Consider the following 18,218-nt stretch of genomic DNA (forward strand, 5'->3'; position numbering starts at 1 on the left):
TCCTCCCAGTCGTAAACCCATATCGTGTCGGCCAAGCCATGGCTCAACCCCGGGCCATCCGCGCTTCGCGGCCGCCGCGCCTGCGTCCGCCATTGCCATTGCCATCGCCCGGCGCGTTGACCTGCGTCCGGGCGGCAACGGCCTGGCCGCCTTCAGCAGGCTTGTAGTCCTTGTATGTCCTGATCCAGTTGGTGCAGTTCTCGTCGGTGCCGTTCAGCACGTTGGCGCCGCGCACCGCTTCCATTTCCTGCGGCCGCACCGGGTTCATGATCGCCGAGGTCATGCCGGCGCCGATCACCATCGGGATGAAGGCGGCGTTGATGCCATGACGGTGCGGCAGGCCGAATGAGATGTTGGAGAGGCCACAGGTGGTGTTGACCTTGAGCTCCTCGCGCAGCCGGCGTAGCAGGGCAAATACCTGGCGGCCGGCATCGCCCAGCGCGCCGATCGGCATGACCAGCGGGTCGACGACCACGTCATGCGCCGGAATGCCGAAGTCGGCGCAGCGCTGAACGATCTTCTTGGCGACGGCAAAGCGCACATCGGGGTCCATCGAAATACCGGTCTCGTCGTTGGAAATGGCGACGACCGGAACGTTGTATTTCTTGATCAGCGGCAGGATGGCTTCGAGCTTTTCCTCCTCGCCGGTGACGGAATTGACCAGCGGCCGGCCCTTGGCGACCTTCAGCGCCGCTTCGATCGCGGCGGTCACCGAGGAGTCGATCGACAGCGGCAGATCGACCAGGCCCTGCACGATCTCCAGCGTCTGCACCAGCAGCGCCGGCTCGGTGGCGTTGGGGTCGACTGCGGTGACGCCGGCGTTGACGTCGAGCATGGTCGCGCCGCAGGCGGCCTGCTCCAGCGCATCCTTGATGACGGTCTCAAAATTGCCGGCGATCATTTCGGCGGCGAGCTTTTTGCGGCCGGTCGGATTAATGCGCTCGCCGATCACGCAGAAGGGCTGATCGAAGCCGATGATGATTTCTCGTGTCGCCGAGGCGACGATGGTGCGGGTCATGAAATCTCTCCATCGTGATATAAAGAGTTCTTTATATCGTTATCTGTTTGTGATCAAGCGAATGCTGACGATTCGCGCTGTCAATGCGCGGTTTTGACCATGTCGACCTGGGTTTCGGTGAGGTCGTCATGCAGTATGTGGTCGAGCCGGTCGGCAACGAGCTGGTCGTCGCGGCGGATTTCGCGCTTCCATGGCCGGCGACCCTTCAGCACGCCGGATTCGTCGACGATCTCGGCGACGTATTCTTCCTGGCGATAGGCCATCACATGAACGCCGGACACACCGGGAATTTCCTTCACCTCATTGATGATGTCGATGCAGAGCTGCTTACCTTCCTTCTTCTGATCCTGAGCGCCTTCCAGGCGCTTGACGATCTGATCGGGAATGTGAATGCCCGGCACGTTGGAGCGGATCCATTTGGCCGTCTTGGCCGAGGCCAGCGGCCCGACGCCGCACAGGATGAAGCATTTCTCGGTATAGCCGAGATCGCGGACCTTCTGCATGTAGGTACGGAACATCGGCACGTCGAAGCAATACTGGCTCTGCACGAACTGCGCGCCGGCAGCGATCTTCTTGCCAAGCCGATAGGGCCGGAAATCGATCGGCGGCGCGAACGGGTTGATGGCCGCGCCAAGGAAAAGCTGCGGCGGGGTCGTCAATTTGCGGCCGGACAGGAATTTTCCGTTGTCGCGCATGATACGGCAGGTTTCGAGCAGCGACATGCAGTCGAGATCGAACACCGGCTTGGCGCCGGGCTGGTCGCCGGCCTGCACGCCGTCGCCGGTCAGGCAGAGCATATTGGCGACGCCCATCGCAGCACCCCCAAGCACGTCGCCCTGGATGGCGATGCGGTTCCGGTCGCGGCAGGCGATCTGCATGATCGGGGCATAGCCCATGCGGGTCAGGAGGGCGCAGATGCCGACCGACGACATGTGGCAGTTGGCGCCGGAAGCGTCGACGGCATTGATGGCGTCGACCCAGCCGTCGAAAATCCTGGCGCGGTTGTAGACGTCTTCCGGATCGGCGCTGTCGGGCGGATTGAGCTCGGTCGTCACTGCGAATTCGCCGCGTCTCAATACGCGCTCCAGGCGACCACGCGAGGTGTGGCCGGGCAGGGGATCGAGCGGCAAATGGATGCCGGCCGGATTCTCGTCGGGCTGGCGGCCAATCATGCCGACGCTCCAGTGTTGGTAATGTTCCGGGCCGCATCGCGGGCGGCCGCCGCCTGCGCGGTGACGCGCAGCCACGCGGAGGTCTCGCGCAAGGATTGGTCGACCGGTTTCTGCACCTCCAAAATCCTGTCGCCATGCACCATGTTCCGCGAGCCTTCCCAGGCCTTAACCCAGACGCAGGGCATATCAGGCTCGACCTCGCAATTGCCGTTGGCGCGGACACCGCCACAAGGGCCGTTGCGCAATTGCTTAGGGCAGTTCATCGGGCACGACATGCCGGTCGAGGAAAGGATGCACTGGCCGCACATGCGGCAGTCGAACATGAAACCCTTGACGCGCTTTTCGACGAATTTCACCGGTCCTTCGACGCGGCTGTAGCCGATGCCCTTCCAAAGCGGGTGGAGGAGCAGAAACATGTCGGCGAATTTGGCGTAAAACCATTCGAGCAACCGCGAATGCCGGACCGACCAAAGCCGCACTGCAAACGAACGCTGCACGCGCCGCTGCGGCGACACGTCGGCCGGCTTGTAGTCGGATTTCGGCGCCGCCTTCCTGACGATGGTCGCCTGCGTCAGGCCGGTCTGAGCCGTCGTCGCCGGCATTGATTGGGGATCAGACATTTTCTTTGCCGCCCGCCTTGACCAGAGCTATCAGCCGCTCGCGGTCGTATTTCGCATCGATTTCCTGAAGAGCCTTCTCCGCCTCGGCTTCAAGATCGTCACCGACTAGGATGGGTTCTGCCTTGCGCCATTCGGCAAGATAGTCGTCGGTGCCGCCGGCGCCGGTGCGCATGGCGCACATGTCGATCGCCTCGGTGAAGCGCAGCGGCAGTTCGCGCTTGGCGTTCTGCCGGCCCTTTTTGACGATGACCTGGGCGGGGATGTCGCGCCAGTAGACGACGATCAGATCGGCCATGAATTCCTGCTCCTGCAGAGCGCCGCGCGTCCAATCGAACGCACAAACGATGCTCTACCATCTAACTCCGCTGCATCGTGCCCTCCAAAGATCGATTCCGATGTTTTGGGCCAATGCAGTGGTTTCGAGCATTGCCGGAAGCGCTGTTGGGCTGCTTGTTATGGGACGACGCGGGGGCCTTCAAAAGCGACGCAATCGACGGCCGCGGTTGAAAGCGGAGTCTTTCAGCACAGGTCAGCCGGCGCGGCCATCGAAGCTGCCGACCAGCTTCCTGTGGAAACGCACGTAACCTCGTTCGGTCGTGCCTAGATGCTCCGCGACGATCTCATGGAAGCGCGGCAGGCGGTGGAAGGGAACGGCCGGATAGGAATGGTGCTCCGAATGGTATGGCATGTTCCAGGCCACGAAGCGCACCAGCCTGTTGGTGAAGGTGGTGCGGGTGTTCTCGAGCATGTTGGCGACATGCGGGCACAACGCGTGCTCGGCCAGCAGGTAGGCCCGCAAAAACGGCTGTCCTACCAGCACCGGCACGATCCAGACCCACAACAGCAGCGCCGACTGTATGGTGAGAGATGCGGCCAGCAACACCGCATAACCGATAAGGAACAGCCGTGCTTCGGCAACCACCTTGCCGCGACTCTTTTCCGGTACGAAGCCGTCGCGATTGCGGCCAGCCGCATTGGTTGCGACCACGCGGCCCATGGCGATCCAATAGGGGCCGCCCGACAGATAGCGCAGATATTGGCTGACGGTCTCCGGCTTCGGCGCCCTCAGTTCGGGGTCGTTTTCGGGGTCGTGCGTATGGCGGTGATGGGCGAAATGGAAATAGCGGAACCATGCCGGCGGCAGCAGGATCAGGAAGCCGGCCACGGCGGCAACAGCGCGATTGAGCCACGCCGTCCTGAACGCCGTTTCATGGATGGTCTCGTGCAGCGGCGTGAAGAAGAAGACGATCAGGATTCCCTGCGGCAAGACGAGAAGCGGCCAGAACGGGATGCGGGCGGCGATCAACGCGCCCAGCAGGATAACCAGCCCGCCATGGGCGGCCAGCCGGAAAATGCCTGGCCGGTCAAGCCTGGCGGTGAGGTCGCGACGGTCCTCGACCGAAAGGCCGGCAATGATGGTGCGGTGATCGATGTCGCTCATGATGCAATGTTAGCGGCGGGTGGGCATCCGGTAAATCGGCGCGTCACCAGACGCCGTTCGTTATCCCGGTCCAGAGATAGGACCAGACCGTCGGGTGATACCATTGTTTCGAAGGCAGGCCGGGCTCGACCGTGCCGAGCTTGCCGGCCAGCGCATCTCTGACCGCCTCGACGCAGATGTCGCGCGAGAACGCCGCCTGCCGCAACGCGTAGCTTGAAATTGTGTCGCCCGGCTGCGGTTTTGCCGGGTCAGCATCATCGTGCCGAGTTGACCGATGGCCGAGGCCCAGCCTTGCCGTCGCGCCCGTCCGAGAAGCAATTGCTTTTTGGATTCAGGTGCTTCGAGGATAACACTGACCGGCCCGAGTTGATCGGCGACCGCGTTGACGATCGCCCAGATATGCGAGCCGCCTTCGGTGACGACGACGATCGGTCGTTGGTTTGGTTTCGACCGTGCCATGGTTCGCGACCTCCGCAAAGACCTGTTCTTTGCGCGCGAATGCTAGGCTGACCGGGTTAACCCTTGGTGATCGGGGCTCAGCGCTTGAGTTCGAGGATGTCGAGCTTCGATTCGTAATAGGGCGCCGGGAACTCGATGCGCCATTCGCTGGCGCTGTTGCGGAAGGCATAGCCGACCTGATCGCTTTCCGGGCCGCTGCCGTAGGGCTTTGCCGGATCGTCGTTGACGTAGAAGGAACCAACATAGATGCGCGTTTCTCGCCATCGTCGAAGAAGCGGCCCTTGGTGCGCTGCGAGCCGGTGATCTTTTCCAGTCTCCAGCCGGAACCATCGTCGCTCACCTTGCATTTGAACCAGCCATAGATGACGAGCGGGCTCAATCCGCCGGCCTTGATGGTGCGGCATTGCCACTTGCCGGTCAGGTCGTTGTCGGAGAAGGAAACCAGCGGCTTTGCCAGCAAGGCGTCGAGCTGCTTGACCTCGGCCGGATCGCCGGCCTTCGCCTCGTCAAGCGCTGCCTTGCGCGTCTCGCCATATTTGTCGAGCCGCGCCTTGTCGGCAGCCGTTATCAACTTCTGCACCTCGCCGTCGGCGAACGCGGGCATGGTCAAGCAGAGGACAGTTGCTGCGGCAAACATGAGGCGAGCGATCATCGGTGGCGTTTCCCTGTTGATGGCTAGAGCAGCCCGTTTTCTTGTCTGGCGCATACCTTAATGTTTCGCCACGTTCTGTCATCCGTGCTTGGGCATCGACAGCGGAAACGAGGTGGAAAGAATGCGGATCTTGCTGACGGGATCGTCGGGCTGGCTGGGCAGCGCCTTGGCACCGCGCCTGCGGGCCCTCGGCCATGACGTCACCGGCCTCGATCCCGTTCCGTCTTCGGAAACTCCAATCGTCGGCTCAGTCGCCGATCGCGACCTGGTCATGCAGGCGGTCGAGGAGAACCGCATCGAGGCCATCATCCACAGCGGCGCGCTGCACAAGCCCGACATCGAACGTTATCGCAACGAGGATTTCGTCGAGACGAATGTGCGCGGCACGCTCAACCTGCTCGATGCGGCCGCTGCATTCGCGGTTCAGCGCTTCGTGTTTACGTCGACGACATCGCTGATGATTTCCGAGGCCATACGCGCCGGTTTCACGGGAGGCGCGCGCAAGGCGGCATGGCTGACGGAAGACATGTCGCCGGAGCCACGCAACATCTATGGCGTCACCAAGCTTGCCGCGGAACATCTTTGTCGCCTTTACCAGCTCCAGTTCGGCCTTCCGTCGATCGTACTGCGCACCGCTCGGTTCTTTCCCGAAGCAGACGATATGGCGCACGTGATCGAACAGTCGGACGCCAACACCAAAGCCAATGAGCTTTTGTTTCGCCGGCTGACGGTGGAGGATGCTGCCGATGCCCATATCGCTGCCTTGGAGAAAGCACCGCAATTGGGCTTCGACATCTTCATCATTTCGGCACCGACACCGTTCCAGCCCGAGGATTGCGCGGCATTGATCGCCGATGCACCCTCGGTCGTCGCACGCTATTTTCCGGATTATCCGGCACTCTACGCGAAGAAAGGCTGGACGATTTTTTCGTCGATCGACCGGGTCTACGATGCGTCGCGAGCGAGGGACCGGCTGGGTTTCGTCTGCAAGACGAGCTTTGCCGATGTGCTCGCCGGGCTCGAAGCTGAAGAAGGCCTTGCCTAGAAGTACCGTCAAGCCAGGATTGCAGCGCTGGCCAGTTCCTTCGTCAGGTCACCATAGCCGGTCGAGCGCCGCTCATAGGCGAGACCGAGCATTTTCGCCGCCTTTTCGGCGACCTTGTCGAGTTCCGGGTCGTCAGTCTGAGCGATATAGATCAGCTTCTCGTAGTTGCCGAAATAGTCCTTGATCAGCTCCGGGTGCTTGTCCAGGCCGAGCGGCTTCATGAAGAAGGCATCGAATTGCCGGCAGAGGAAATCGGTCATGTAGAACGACATCATGTCATCATCGGCGACCTTCGCATAGGTATCCATGCCCTGGTAGAAAGCAAAGCAATGCGGCCCGGCCATGCGCTCGACGCCATGCTTCTCGCAGATCCGATCGAGCAAGCCACCCGTGCCGCAATCGGCATAGCCGACGAAGATGTGTCTGTAGCCGTCGGTCTTGGCCTTCTCGATTGCCTTGTCCATGGCCGGCGCGATGCGGTCCGGATAGAAGTGGAACTCCGCTGGCAGGCAGGTCAGGTCGAGATGGTCGAGCCCAAGCTGCTCCTTGACCGCCAAAACCTCGCGCGCAATCATCCCGCAGGCGATGACGAGCAGCCTGTCGCCCTGATCGGATTGTTGTTTTCGCGCGGTAGTCATGGAACCAGTCTAATCCATCTTCGTTGCTGTCCAGCGAATTTATATCCTGAGGGAGACACCATTCATGAAATTGTTCCGCGTTGCGCCAATCGCTATTCTCGCCTGCGCCTTGGCTGTTTCGGCCTGCGCCAACACGGTGCGCGGCGTCGGTAAGGATATCAAATCCACTGCTAAAGCTGTTGACGATACCGTCAAGAAACCCTGATCCGCACGGCTCTAAACATTTGGGAATAAAAAAGCCGCACTGCAAGGCGCGGCTTTTCTCGTTGGTGCCGGACTTATTGACCTCAGGCCGAAGCGCGGACGTTGTGCTTGCGCTTCATGAAGTCCTTGGCGGTCTCGACCGCCACCGCGGCGTCGCGGCAATAGGCGTCGGCACCGACGGCTTTGCCGAATTCCTCGTTGAGCGGCGCACCGCCGACCAGCACAACATAGTCGTCGCGAATGCCCTTTTCCTTCATCGTATCGATGACGACCTTCATGTAAGGCATGGTCGTCGTCAGTAGCGCTGACATGCCGATAATGTCGGGCTGGTGCTTTTCGATGGCATCGAGATATTTTTCGACCGCATTGTTGATGCCGAGGTCAATGACATCGAAGCCGGCGCCTTCCATCATCATGCCGACCAGGTTCTTGCCGATATCGTGGATGTCGCCCTTGACGGTGCCGATCACCATCTTGCCCTGCTTTGGCGCGCCAGTGGCGACAAGCAGCGGACGCAGGATGAACATGCCGGCCTTCATCGCGTTGGCCGACAGCAGCACTTCGGGAACGAACAGGATGCCATCGCGGAAATCCTCACCGACGATGCGCATGCCTTCGACCAGAGCCTCGGTCAGCACCTTGTAAGGCGCCCAGCCGCGCTCGAGAAGGATATTGGTGCCTTCCTCGATTTCTTCCTTCAACCCGTCATAAAGATCGTCGTGCATCTGCTGCACCAACTCGTCGTCGGAGAGTTCCGAAAGGATGATCTCGTCGTCGGCCATTTTTTCTCAGGCTCCTTGCCGGCTACAACTATCGCGGCAGCTTAAAAAATATCGCGCCAATACCTAACCCGCATGGGCCGGTTGTCCATAGCTGATTTGCGACTTCCCGCAAAACGAAAGCGACCGTAAATCTCTTGGAATTCTTGTCGATTTTGCGACAGGCGTTGGCGCTGGCGGGCCGTTTCGAATAGGGTGCATGGCTACGATCCGGCCAGAGACCGCAATATGCGGCCGCAAACGGATTTCAGGCCGGTACAAGAGCCCGGCCGGAGTAAATCAAGGCCAGAACGAAAGCCAGGGAAGAACGATTATGAGTGAGAACGCGCCGGTCGATCAGGAAGCGTCAAACGCGCGGCGCGGACGCGCTGCCAGCGGTGGCGCCGCAGCCCGACGGGCTGCACGTTCGGGCGGCGGCCCCGGCACACAGCTCACCTATATCAAGCGCAAGATCAACGTCTATGAAGTGCTGGACGAGGAAGGGCTGGCGCTGATCGAAAAGAACACCGACACGGTGCTGGAGGAGATCGGCATCATCTTCCGCGACGACGCCGAGGCGCTAAAGCTTTGGAAAGAGGCGGGCGCCGACGTCAAGGGCGAGCGGGTGCATTTCCCCAAGGGCCTCTGCCGCTCGCTGTTGAAGACCGCTCCGTCCGTCTACACCCAGCACGCTCGCAACGGCGAGCGCTCGGTGCAGATCGGCGGCAACGCGACAGTGTTCGCGCCAGTCTATGGACCGCCCTTCGTGCGCGATCTCGACGGCGTCAGGCGCTATGCGACGATCGAGGATTTCCGGAATTTCGTGAAACTCGCCTATATGGCGCCGTCGATCCACCATTCGGGCGGCACGGTTTGCGAGCCGGTCGACGTGCCGGTCAACAAACGGCATCTCGACATGGTCTACAGCCATATCAAATATTCGGACAAGCCGTTCATGGGCTCGGTGACCGCGCCCGAGCGCGCCGAAGACACGGTGGCGATGGCCAAGATCGTGTTTGGTGACGATTTCGTCGAGAACAACACGGTGCTGACCAGCCTGATCAATGCCAACTCGCCGATGGTCTTCGACGAGACCATGCTGGGAGCGCTGAAGGTCTATTCGCGCCACAATCAGGCCTGTATCGTCACGCCGTTCATCCTTGCCGGTGCGATGAGCCCGGTGACGGTCGCCGGCACGCTGACACAGGTTTTGGCCGAGGTTCTGGCCGGGGCGTCGTTCACACAGCTGATCCGGCCGGGTGCGCCGGTGCTGTTCGGCACCTTCGCCTCGTCGATCTCGATGCAGTCGGGCGCGCCGACTTTCGGCACGCCGGAGCCGTCGCTGGTCTCGTATGGCGCCGCACAGCTTGCCCGCAGGCTCGGCCTGCCGTTCCGCACCGGCGGTTCGCTCTGTGCTTCAAAAATCCCCGATGCGCAGGCCGCCTACGAGAGCGCCAACACGCTGAACTCGACGATCCTCGCCGGCACCAATTTCGTGCTGCATTCGGCCGGCTGGCTCGAGGGCGGTCTCGCCTCCTGCTACGAAAAGTTCATGATGGATATCGACCAGCTCGGCATGACGCAGAAGTTCTCCGAAGGCGTCGACCTGTCGGAAAACGGCCAGGCGATGGACGCCATCCGCCAGGTTGGCCCGGGCAGCCATTATCTCGGCTGCGATCACACCCAGGCCAATTTCCAGACGGCATTCTATCGTTCCAACATTGCCGACAACAATTCTTACGAGCAATGGCTGGCCGAAGGCGAAAAAACCGCCCCGCAGCGCGCCAACGAGCTCGCCCGCCGCTGGCTGGAAAGCTACGAGGCGCCGCATCTCGATCCGGGTATCGACGACGGGCTGAAGGACTTCATTGCCAGGAAGAAGGCGTCGATGGCCGACGCCTTCACCTGAAAGGAGCCCGAATCAGGCGGGGCTAAAGTCGCCAACATCATCCACAAGGAAGTCTGGCGGAGCGCCTTCTCCGACCCGGACAAGAAGGGATGATCCTCGAGCGCAGCATGGTCGAAACCATCGCGGCGGCACTTTCCGCACACGGTCTCGTGCTTCGCGGCGGCTTCAATTTTGCAGGCGCTGAGAAGGCGCCTTCCGATCTCTCCGGCGCTACCGCCAAATCCGTCCTGCTGGTGGGGCAGGCGGGTGCCGCACCTTGGCCGCACTTTATGCACTGGTTGGAGAAACGGTCACAGCCGATCGACGATCCGCTCGACAGATGGTCGCGCGAAGTGATCGGCGCGGTGGCCGGAAAATTAGGGGCGCGCGCTGTGTCGCCGTCCGACAGGCCTTATCTGCCATTCCAGCAATGGGCGATGCGTGCGGAGGGGTTGAAGCCGTCACCGCTCGGCATTCTCATGCATCCGCAATATGGGCTCTGGCATGCCTATCGCGGCGCGCTGCTGTTCGAAGACGAAATTGCGCTCCAAGAACCCCGCGACATGATTCACCTTTGCGACACATGTCTGGAAAAACCCTGCCTGAAATCCTGTCCGGTAGAGGCTTATTCTGCGGATGGTTTTGCACATGAAGCCTGTCTGGCGCATGTGCGCGGGCAAAACGGCGAGCCCTGCCGGACCGGCGGCTGCCTTGATCGCAACGCCTGTCCTTACTGCACCGACTATCGCTATCCGGCCGAAGTTCAGGCCTTTCACATGGCAGCATTCGCGCGTCTGTAGCGTCGCCGAATGCCGCACGAAATCTTGAAGCAGATCGCCTCACTACAGCTTGCGGCGACGGTCACCGCCGGTATCTATCGCACGTCGGGCCGGTCGGCATTGTCGGCTGCTGCATGGGTGGAGCGCGGGCACTGAACGCAGCGGCCAGCTATCCCGGCCGCATCGTTGCCGCGGCCAGTTTCCACGGCGGCAATCTGGCTGGTGACGCCGCCGACAGTCCGCACCGGAAGGCCGCTTCGCTCAAGGCAAGGGTTTATATCGGTACGGCCGGCACTGATCGCAGCTTTCCGCCCGCGCAAGCCGCGCGGCTGGCCGAAGCGCTGCGCGCGGCCGAGGTCGACCATGTCATCGAGAACTATGCCGGCATGGCGCACGGCTGGTGCGTGCCGGACCACAGCGCCTTCGATGCAGCCGGCGCCGAGCGCCACTGGAAGCGGCTGACGACGCTGTTCGCGGAGACGCTCGGTCAGGGCACGCCAACCGTTACGACGTGACGGCGCGCCAGAAAATTCTTTCCATCGCCCCAAGGAACAGCCATTAGCCTTCGTCCAACAGGCAATGATGGCGATGATGCTGGACGAAAGCGAAGCCTCCGACGCTGAACTGATCGGGCGGGCGAAGGGCGGAGATCGGGGTGCTTTCGGCAAGTTGCTCGAAAGGCACTACGGTTTCGTCTATCGCGCCGCCTATCGCTGGTGCGGGAAAAAGGCCGACGCCGAGGATATCGCCCAAGAAGTCTGCGTCCGGCTTGGCCGGGCGATCCGCGACTATCATGGCAGCGGCGTCTTCACGACATGGCTCTACGCTATGACGCTGAATGCGGCGCGCGACATGATGCGCAAGACCGCCCGCGAGACGGTCAAGACCGATGCCTATGGCGCCTATGTCCTGATTTCGGGGGAAATCTCGGCTGAGCCGGAAGACCCGGCCGAGGCGCTCTGGGCGGCGGTGCGCAAGCTGCCGGACAAGCAGCGCGACGCGGTGCTGCTGGTCTATGGCGAAGGGCTGAGCCATGCAGCCGCCGCCGAGGCGATGGCGATCTCGGAGACGACGGCTTCCTGGCACATCCATGAAGCGAAGAAACGGCTGAAGACGCTGATGCGTTCAGCCGGGGAAGTGTGACCATGGTCGACGACAACGAACTCAACAAACTGCGCGACATCGCGGCACCGGCGCCGGACGCGGACGCAAAGGCGCGTGCCCTCCAGGCCGCGCTGCGCGCCTATGACATGGAAGAAAAAACTTTACCGGCCGCCCAAGGATCGGCAAGCGGGCTTCGTCTCACAGAGCGAGCACAAAGGCTCTGGAGCGAAATCATGCAAAAGAAACTCTTCGCCACGCCGGCCATCGCCGGGCTCGTTGCCCTGCCGATCGCCGGATACGCTGCCATGTACATGCTTGGGGAATCCACATTCAGCGGGCCCGAATTCGGCGGGGACGACAAGATCACCGAGACACTGGCCGACAAGCCGGCGGCCGTCAAACCGCCGGTCGTGGCCGAAGCAGACAAGCAGAAGAAGGCGGACGCCGACAGCGAAAGCCGTAACGCCGGCGAGGCGCTTGTGGCGCCGACATCGCCGCCGAAAGCGGAATCGACCGCAGTCGGCGGGTTGACCCAGCAGGACGTGCTCACCCGCAATGCTCCCGAACCGGCGCAGAGTGGCGAGTTTGTGCTGAATGGCGGCACCAGCACCGCGGCTCCGGCCGTCGATGGCGGCGCGCGGGTCGGACGCATGCCTGGCACGGTTGCCGAGCCCAAGCTGATGGCACAGCAGCCTGCCGCTGCGCCGGCCGACCAGATGCTGCCGCAAGAGGAAAACCGCGATCGCATCGAGAATTTCAAGACCAATCCGGTGCATGCCGCGCTGGAAGATCCGGTCTCGACGTTCTCTATCGATGTCGACACCGCTTCCTATTCCTTCGTGCGGCGCTCGCTGAAGGAAGGTTTTATTCCGCAAGCCGATACGGTGCGCGTCGAGGAGATGGTCAACTACTTCCCCTATGACTGGAAAGGCCCGGACTCCACCTCGACGCCGTTCAACTCGACCGTCAGCGTCATGCCGACGCCATGGAACGAACACACCAAGCTGATGCACGTCGCCATCAAGGGCTTCGACGTGAAGCCGGCCGAGCAGCCCAAGGCCAATCTGGTCTTCCTGATCGATGTGTCGGGCTCGATGAACGAGCAGGACAAGCTGCCGCTCCTGCAGTCGGCCTTCCGACTGCTGGTCAACAAGCTGAGACCTGACGACACGGTCTCGATCGTCACCTATGCGGGCGATGCCGGTACCGTGCTGGAGCCCACCAAGGCTTCGGAAAAGGACAAGATCCTCGCTGCCATCGACAATCTGACATCGGGCGGCTCGACGGCAGGCGAGGCCGGCATCAGGCAAGCCTACCGGCTGGCGCAGAAATCCTTCGTCAAGGACGGCATCAATCGGGTGATGCTCGCCACCGACGGTGATTTCAATGTCGGCCAGACCGACGACGACGATCTGAAGCGGCTGATCGAAAAGGAGCGCAAGACAGGCGTATTCCTGTCGGTGTTCGGCTTCGGCCGCGACAATCTGAACGATCAGATGATGCAGACCATCGCCCAGAACGGCAATGGCACCGCTGCCTATATCGATACGTTGGCGGAGGCCGAGAAGGTACTGGTCGAGGATGCCTCCTCGACACTGTTCACCATCGCCAAGGACGTGAAGATCCAGGTCGAGTTCAACCCGAACAAGGTTTCGGAGTACCGGCTGATCGGCTACGAGACCCGCGCCTTGAATCGCGAGGATTTCAACAATGACCGGGTCGACGCCGGCGAGATCGGCTCAGGCCATTCGGTCACAGCGATCTACGAAATCACGCCTAAGGGCAGCGGCGGCGAACAGATTGATCAACTGCGCTATGGCCAGGCCTCGGTGAACAATGGCGGTGTTGCCAATGCCGACGAATATGCCTTCGTCAAGATCCGCTACAAGCTGCCGAACGAGGACACTTCAAAGCTGATCACCACGCCAGTGACGTCAGCCGACGAGGTGGCGTCGTTCGACCAGGCCAGCACCGACCAGCGTTTTTCCGTTGCCGTTGCTGCCTTCGGCCAGAAGCTGCGCGACGAGGATGCGACCGCGAAGTTCGGCTACGACAAGATCATGCAGATTGCCACCGCCGCCAGAGGACCCGACCCGTTTGGATACCGGTCCGAGTTCCTCTCGCTTGTGCGCCTTGCCTCGGCGCTCGGCGGTAACCGGTAGTGGCAATGACCGCCGGTTTCTTTCAGATGGGATCGTTCTGATAGGGGGAGCCGGCCTACGGGCGGGTGAGGCAGGCCGGCGAGGGAAACCTTGCCGGCCTTTTTTTCGCGGCCGCACTGCTTCGCGCGGACCGCGTCGCAGACGAAAGCGTCAGGCGCGTCCGCGGCGCCGCTCGCGGCGGGCTTCGCTGGTCTCGGCGACGTTGACCGTAGCCTGCTTGTTGCGCATCGGGCCGATGCGTTCGACGATCTGCTCGACGGTCGGGCGATCCGACTTGGTATGCGCATCGAGCGCCTTGCGCATGGCGGCAAGGTGCTGGAACGAGGTACCGCAGCAGCCGCCGACGATTTTGGCGCCGGCATCGACGGCGAGGCGCACATAGTCGGCCATCAGCTCGGGTGTGCCCGAATAGTAGATCTCGGCACCGCGAAATTCGGGAATGCCGCAATTGCCCTTGACGATCACCGTTGCCTCCGGCTTCGCCTCGGTCATGTCGAGCAGCGAAGCGAGAATATCGGAGGCGCCGACACCGCAATTGGCGCCGACACCGAGCGGCGTCTGCGACAGGCCATCGACGACGCCGTGGATGTCCTTCGGCAGCAGTCCCATCATGGTGCGGCCGGCGGTATCGAAGGAGCCGGTATAGGTATACGGCAGGCCGACGCGGATGGCGGCTTCGGCGGCGGCACGGATCTCGTCCGGCGCCGACATGGTTTCGATCCAGGCGACTTCGGCGCCGCCCGCCTTCAACCCCTCGATCTGCTCGGCAAAGGCCTCGACCGCCTCGTCATAGGTCATGGCGCCAAGCGGTACCAGCAGCTCGCCGGTCGGGCCGACTGAGCCGGCCACGATCACCTTGCGGCCGGCCTTTTTTGCAACGGCGCTTGCGATTTCGGCGGCGCGCTTGTTCAGCGCATAGACCCGGTCCTGCGCATGGTGCAGCTTGAGCCGATGGCGGGTGCCGCCAAAAGAGTTGGTCAGGATGATGTCGGCGCCGGCATCGACAAAGTTCTGGTGCAGGCTGGTGATGGTGTCGGGAGCGGTCTCGTTCAAGAGCTCGGGAGCCTCGCCGGCCTCAAGGCCCATGGCGAACAGATTGGTGCCGGTGGCGCCATCGGCGAGCAGGACGCCCTTTTCGGCAAGCAGCGCGTCGATCGGATTGGTCATTGTGGAATACGCCTTCCCGGAGAATTATTGAGATAACGATATAAAGAATTCTTTATGTGACGTCAATGTCGGCGCGGGAAACAACCGGTCAAAATCGCATCTCCGCCAGCTTTCGTGTGAAGCTGGCCGCCTCATGCGCGTTGACGTCCGCGGCACGGATCAGATTGTCGAAATGGCTGGTCAGGATGCGGATCGGCTGCGTGGCGTTGAGCACCAGATACATGTCGCCGACGTAAATGGCAGCGCGATAAGGCCCGAAGATCGTGTAGGGGATCGAATAGCGCATCCGCCCGTCATAGAGAAACAGGCGGAAGGTGGGATAGAGGTCGTCGAGCAGTGTCGCCATGTGGAGGAGTTGCTGGTGGCGGTCGGCTTCCGGAAAGCGGTCCCACACGCCCAGCCCGCGCGCGAAGATCTCCAGCGTGTGGCGCGGCATACAGACTTCCATGTCGGTTTCGGGCCGTCGGTTGTAGTCAATGCGATACTGCGTTTCGCCGGCCTGTGCCTCGCGGCTCTTGTTGGCGATGACGGCTTCATAGTCGACAAGCGCCTCGGTGCGCAGAAGATCGGGAATGCCGGCCGGCACGTAGCGGATTTTCGTTCCCGCCGCCTCGGCATGCCAGCGAGCCAGCAGCGTGCGGTCGAAGCCGTCCGGCGCCTCCTCGATCTCAAGGCTCTCGCGGATTTCACCGGTGACGCCCTCGTCGTGGCTGAGGCCGAGCAGCCAGTCGAGCGAGACTTTGAATTCGGCGGCGATGTTAAGCAGCGTTTCAGCACGGGGAAGGCGGGTCGAGCCGCCGGAGAGCAGCTGCGACAGTGCCGAACGGTCGATGCCAACCGCACCGGCGAACGCTGATTGGTTCAAATCGGACCTTGTCAAGAGCATTTTCAGGCGCTCGCGAAAGATCGTCGACAGGTCGCGCTTGTCCAAATCGCCGTCCCACTCGATAGGAGGAAAAATTTGCGCTGAAACCTGCGAACGCGGGCTTCAGGCGTAAATGAATCCGGTCCGTTGTTTGCAATGCATAACATATGCAGCTGAAAATGCGCAATCGCAACAGTTTGTGCGCTTTATCGCGTTGCCTCGATGCAACACTCCTGACACAATGCTGTCAGGAATCAAACGGGTTCCGGCGACTGGAAGGCAGTGGTCGATAGCATGACGAGCATGGGCAATAGGCGACACGGCGCAGCAGCCATCGAATGGCCGACCGTATTTCTCGCACTTCTCTGTTACGGCGGCTGGCTCGCTGCCGGCTTTCTGCTCTGGCCATCCTACCCGCTGCTGGCGCTCGCCTTTCTGACCCTGATTGCGACGCTGCAATCCTCGCTGATGCACGAGGTCCTGCACGGCCACCCAACCCGGAACGCGCGGCTCAACGAAGCGTTTGTGTTCCTGCCGATTGGCCTTGTCTGGCCGTTTCGCCGGTTCAAGACCATTCACCTGCGCCACCATGCAGACGAGCGCCTGACCGATCCGCTCGACGATCCCGAAAGCTATTACGAGGCGCTCTGGCAGCACGAGGGCCTGCCGTCGGCGATGAAATTCCTGCTGAAGATCAACAACACAATGCTCGGCCGTTTCGTGCTGGGCCCGTGGCTTTCCTGCATAGGCTTCTTCATCGACGACGCCAGGCAGGTTGCCGCGGGCGACAAGGTCGTCCGCAAGGCCTGGCTGCTGCACGCTATCGGCCTCGCCATCGTGCTGCCCATCGTGCAGTTCGGCTTCGGCATGCCGTTGTGGCTTTACGTTCTGGTGCCGGTATGGCTGGGACAATCGCTGATTTCGATCCGCACCTACGCCGAGCACCAATGGTCGGAACATCCGGAAGGCCGCACGATCATCGTCGAGCGCTCGCCGCTGTCCTTCCTGTTCCTCAACAACAATCTACATTTCGTCCATCATAAGAGCCCGACGGTGGCCTGGTACAGGCTGCCGAAACTGTTTCGCGACCGCCGCGACGAGTGGCTGCGGATGAACAATGGCTACGCCTATCCGAACTATTTCGCGTTGCTCAAGGCCTATGCCTTCAAGGCGAAGGAGCCGGTCGTCCATCCCGTGCTGCGGCGCATGCCGGAACCGGGACGCGCATTCAAGCCGCGTGTCAGGGCACGCAGCCTCAATGGGCTTGGCAGCGCACCGGTACCCGCCGAGCCGCCGAAAGAGTGATTCTTGCGTTGTTGCAGGCGGTTCCGCGCGGACGACGCTTTCCTGAACTTGTCAATTTCCCCGCATAACGGTCAAATCCCCGACATGAGCGAATTCATTGCGGCTTTGCCGATGTATGACTGGCCGGAAGCGCGGGACGAGGTCGACGCGCAATGGGCGCGGTTGCGCGATACTTTCAGACAAAGGGGCATCGATGCGCCGGAGACAATCGTCCGCCGCAATGGCGATTTGCCTCCAGTGCCTGGCGGTATCCGAGACGATCAGGGAAAACCCGTCGCGCCAGATCCGGCGACATTGCCGCCGGACGAGCTGGATTTCCACCGGCTCTGGCTGCACCCGGCGCTGCTCCTTGCGCAAACCTGTTGGGGACCGATGGAACTCGGCCTGTCGCAACGTGTCCAGCTCGTCGGTCAGCCGCGTTACGATGCCTTCGAGGGTGGACAGGGCGAACTCTATTCGAGCGCCATCATCATGAGAGCGGGCGAGGCACCGCAGGCAAGGTCGCCGGCCGACGGCGGTGCCGTCATTCCGCTCGATCTGCTGCGCGGCCGGCGTTTCACCTTTAACAGCCTGGATTCCATGTCGGGCATCATCGCGCCAACTCGCGACCTGCAAGCATTGGGCGAGAGTCTGGACATCTTTTCCGCGTTGAGCGAAAGCCGTGGGCACCGTGCTTCGATCGTTGCTGTTGCCGAGGGCAGGGCCGACGTCGCGGCGATCGACTGCGAGAGCTGGGCGCTGGCGCAGCGTTTCGAGCCTGCGGCGCAGAAGGTGACGGTCGTCGGCTGGACAAGGCGTCGCAAAGGCTTGCCGTTCATCACGGCCAGGACAACGCCGGAAACGATCGTCACCACGATGCGCGAGGCGATCGCAGCGCTCATATAAACGCGTCGCGTCGGGCGGCCTCATGCGAGCACTTTAGATTCCAGTTTACGCATGTC

At 61.8% G+C, this 18,218-nt stretch carries 18 protein-coding genes and 3 pseudogenes; 10 read left to right on the plus strand and 11 right to left on the minus strand.

Annotated features, from left to right (window positions below; translation table 11 throughout):
• Nucleotides 1–43: 43 nt before the first annotated feature.
• From NKJ17_RS09880 to NKJ17_RS09905, 6 genes and pseudogenes are all read right to left on the minus strand, one after another.
• A complete protein-coding gene (locus tag NKJ17_RS09880) occupies nucleotides 44–1,018 on the minus strand; it encodes a methyltetrahydrofolate cobalamin methyltransferase (RefSeq protein ID WP_023676516.1) in 975 nt (324 codons plus the stop codon).
• Between the two features lie 80 nt (nucleotides 1,019–1,098).
• Nucleotides 1,099–2,190 (minus strand): methylenetetrahydrofolate reductase, encoded by a 1,092-nt coding sequence (locus NKJ17_RS09885; protein ID WP_352477600.1) that lies wholly within the window; start codon nucleotides 2,188–2,190, stop codon nucleotides 1,099–1,101.
• Entirely contained in the window at nucleotides 2,187–2,810 is a 624-nt protein-coding gene (locus NKJ17_RS09890; RefSeq protein ID WP_352505747.1) for a methylenetetrahydrofolate reductase C-terminal domain-containing protein, read from the minus strand. The genes NKJ17_RS09885 and NKJ17_RS09890 overlap by 4 nt, the downstream gene beginning before the upstream one ends.
• A complete protein-coding gene (locus NKJ17_RS09895; protein ID WP_352505748.1) occupies nucleotides 2,803–3,105 on the minus strand; it encodes a virulence factor in 303 nt (100 codons plus the stop codon). Before NKJ17_RS09895 ends, NKJ17_RS09890 begins: the two co-directional genes overlap by 8 nt.
• Before the next feature lie 234 nt (nucleotides 3,106–3,339).
• On the minus strand, nucleotides 3,340–4,251 hold the full coding sequence (locus tag NKJ17_RS09900) for a fatty acid desaturase (protein ID WP_352505749.1): 912 nt from the start codon (nucleotides 4,249–4,251) through the stop codon (nucleotides 3,340–3,342).
• Between the two features lie 43 nt (nucleotides 4,252–4,294).
• Nucleotides 4,295–4,680: pseudogene (locus NKJ17_RS09905) on the minus strand (hypothetical protein).
• Here NKJ17_RS09905 and NKJ17_RS09910 point away from each other — a divergent pair.
• A complete protein-coding gene (locus NKJ17_RS09910) occupies nucleotides 4,634–4,756 on the plus strand; it encodes a hypothetical protein (RefSeq protein ID WP_352688244.1) in 123 nt (40 codons plus the stop codon). The pseudogene NKJ17_RS09905 and the gene NKJ17_RS09910 sit on opposite strands and share 47 nt — an antisense overlap.
• A 31-nt stretch (nucleotides 4,757–4,787) precedes the next feature.
• Here the strand turns inward: NKJ17_RS09910 and NKJ17_RS09915 are convergent.
• Nucleotides 4,788–5,362: pseudogene (locus NKJ17_RS09915) on the minus strand (DUF4893 domain-containing protein).
• Nucleotides 5,363–5,483: 121 nt separating this feature from the next.
• On the opposite strand from NKJ17_RS09915, the gene NKJ17_RS09920 reads away from it, so the two are divergent.
• Nucleotides 5,484–6,407 (plus strand): NAD-dependent epimerase/dehydratase family protein, encoded by a 924-nt coding sequence (locus tag NKJ17_RS09920; RefSeq protein WP_254818172.1) that lies wholly within the window; start codon nucleotides 5,484–5,486, stop codon nucleotides 6,405–6,407.
• 8 nt (nucleotides 6,408–6,415) lie between these two features.
• Here NKJ17_RS09920 and NKJ17_RS09925 read toward each other — a convergent pair whose 3' ends face one another.
• Nucleotides 6,416–7,045: a DUF1638 domain-containing protein gene (locus tag NKJ17_RS09925; RefSeq protein WP_254818173.1), complete on the minus strand. Its 630-nt coding sequence runs from the start codon at nucleotides 7,043–7,045 to the stop codon at nucleotides 6,416–6,418.
• 64 nt (nucleotides 7,046–7,109) lie between these two features.
• Here NKJ17_RS09925 and NKJ17_RS09930 point away from each other — a divergent pair, with 64 nt between their 5' ends.
• The gene (locus tag NKJ17_RS09930; protein ID WP_023676507.1) at nucleotides 7,110–7,250 is read left to right on the plus strand and encodes an entericidin A/B family lipoprotein; all 141 of its coding nucleotides are present in this window, start codon (nucleotides 7,110–7,112) and stop codon (nucleotides 7,248–7,250) included.
• Between the two features lie 82 nt (nucleotides 7,251–7,332).
• On the opposite strand, the gene NKJ17_RS09935 is transcribed toward NKJ17_RS09930, so the two are convergent.
• Complete coding sequence (locus NKJ17_RS09935; protein WP_023676506.1) at nucleotides 7,333–8,031, minus strand: cobalamin B12-binding domain-containing protein; 699 nt, start codon at nucleotides 8,029–8,031, stop codon at nucleotides 7,333–7,335.
• Between the two features lie 310 nt (nucleotides 8,032–8,341).
• Between NKJ17_RS09935 and NKJ17_RS09940 the strand changes: the two genes are divergently transcribed.
• The 5 genes and pseudogenes from NKJ17_RS09940 (at nucleotide 8,342) to NKJ17_RS09960 (ending at nucleotide 13,940) form a co-directional block, all read left to right on the plus strand.
• Complete coding sequence (locus tag NKJ17_RS09940; protein ID WP_254818174.1) at nucleotides 8,342–9,916, plus strand: trimethylamine methyltransferase family protein; 1,575 nt, start codon at nucleotides 8,342–8,344, stop codon at nucleotides 9,914–9,916.
• 89 nt (nucleotides 9,917–10,005) lie between these two features.
• Nucleotides 10,006–10,695: a hypothetical protein gene (locus NKJ17_RS09945; protein WP_352505751.1), complete on the plus strand. Its 690-nt coding sequence runs from the start codon at nucleotides 10,006–10,008 to the stop codon at nucleotides 10,693–10,695.
• 86 nt (nucleotides 10,696–10,781) lie between these two features.
• Nucleotides 10,782–11,189 (plus strand): annotated as a pseudogene (locus tag NKJ17_RS09950) (dienelactone hydrolase family protein); the annotation flags it as partial.
• Nucleotides 11,190–11,256: 67 nt separating this feature from the next.
• Nucleotides 11,257–11,817, plus strand: a complete 561-nt coding sequence (locus NKJ17_RS09955) for an RNA polymerase sigma factor (RefSeq protein WP_352505752.1) — start codon at nucleotides 11,257–11,259, stop codon at nucleotides 11,815–11,817.
• Between the two features lie 2 nt (nucleotides 11,818–11,819).
• Entirely contained in the window at nucleotides 11,820–13,940 is a 2,121-nt protein-coding gene (locus tag NKJ17_RS09960) for a vWA domain-containing protein (protein ID WP_352505753.1), read from the plus strand.
• Between the two features lie 150 nt (nucleotides 13,941–14,090).
• Here the strand turns inward: NKJ17_RS09960 and bmt are convergent, their stop codons facing one another.
• Nucleotides 14,091–15,107, minus strand: coding sequence for a betaine--homocysteine S-methyltransferase (gene bmt / locus NKJ17_RS09965; RefSeq protein ID WP_292654777.1), 1,017 nt, complete (start codon nucleotides 15,105–15,107; stop codon nucleotides 14,091–14,093).
• Between the two features lie 88 nt (nucleotides 15,108–15,195).
• On the minus strand, nucleotides 15,196–16,038 hold the full coding sequence (locus NKJ17_RS09970) for a helix-turn-helix domain-containing protein (RefSeq protein ID WP_254818179.1): 843 nt from the start codon (nucleotides 16,036–16,038) through the stop codon (nucleotides 15,196–15,198).
• A gap of 228 nt (nucleotides 16,039–16,266) precedes the next feature.
• Here NKJ17_RS09970 and NKJ17_RS09975 point away from each other — a divergent pair, with 228 nt between their 5' ends.
• The gene (locus tag NKJ17_RS09975; RefSeq protein WP_352505754.1) at nucleotides 16,267–17,277 is read left to right on the plus strand and encodes a fatty acid desaturase; all 1,011 of its coding nucleotides are present in this window, start codon (nucleotides 16,267–16,269) and stop codon (nucleotides 17,275–17,277) included.
• 84 nt (nucleotides 17,278–17,361) lie between these two features.
• Nucleotides 17,362–18,162, plus strand: a complete 801-nt coding sequence (locus NKJ17_RS09980; protein WP_352505755.1) for a phosphate/phosphite/phosphonate ABC transporter substrate-binding protein — start codon at nucleotides 17,362–17,364, stop codon at nucleotides 18,160–18,162.
• Nucleotides 18,163–18,218 lie beyond the last annotated feature (56 nt).

This window comes from Mesorhizobium sp. M0208 (genome assembly GCF_040322015.1).
Classification (GTDB): Bacteria; Pseudomonadota; Alphaproteobacteria; order Rhizobiales; family Rhizobiaceae; genus Mesorhizobium.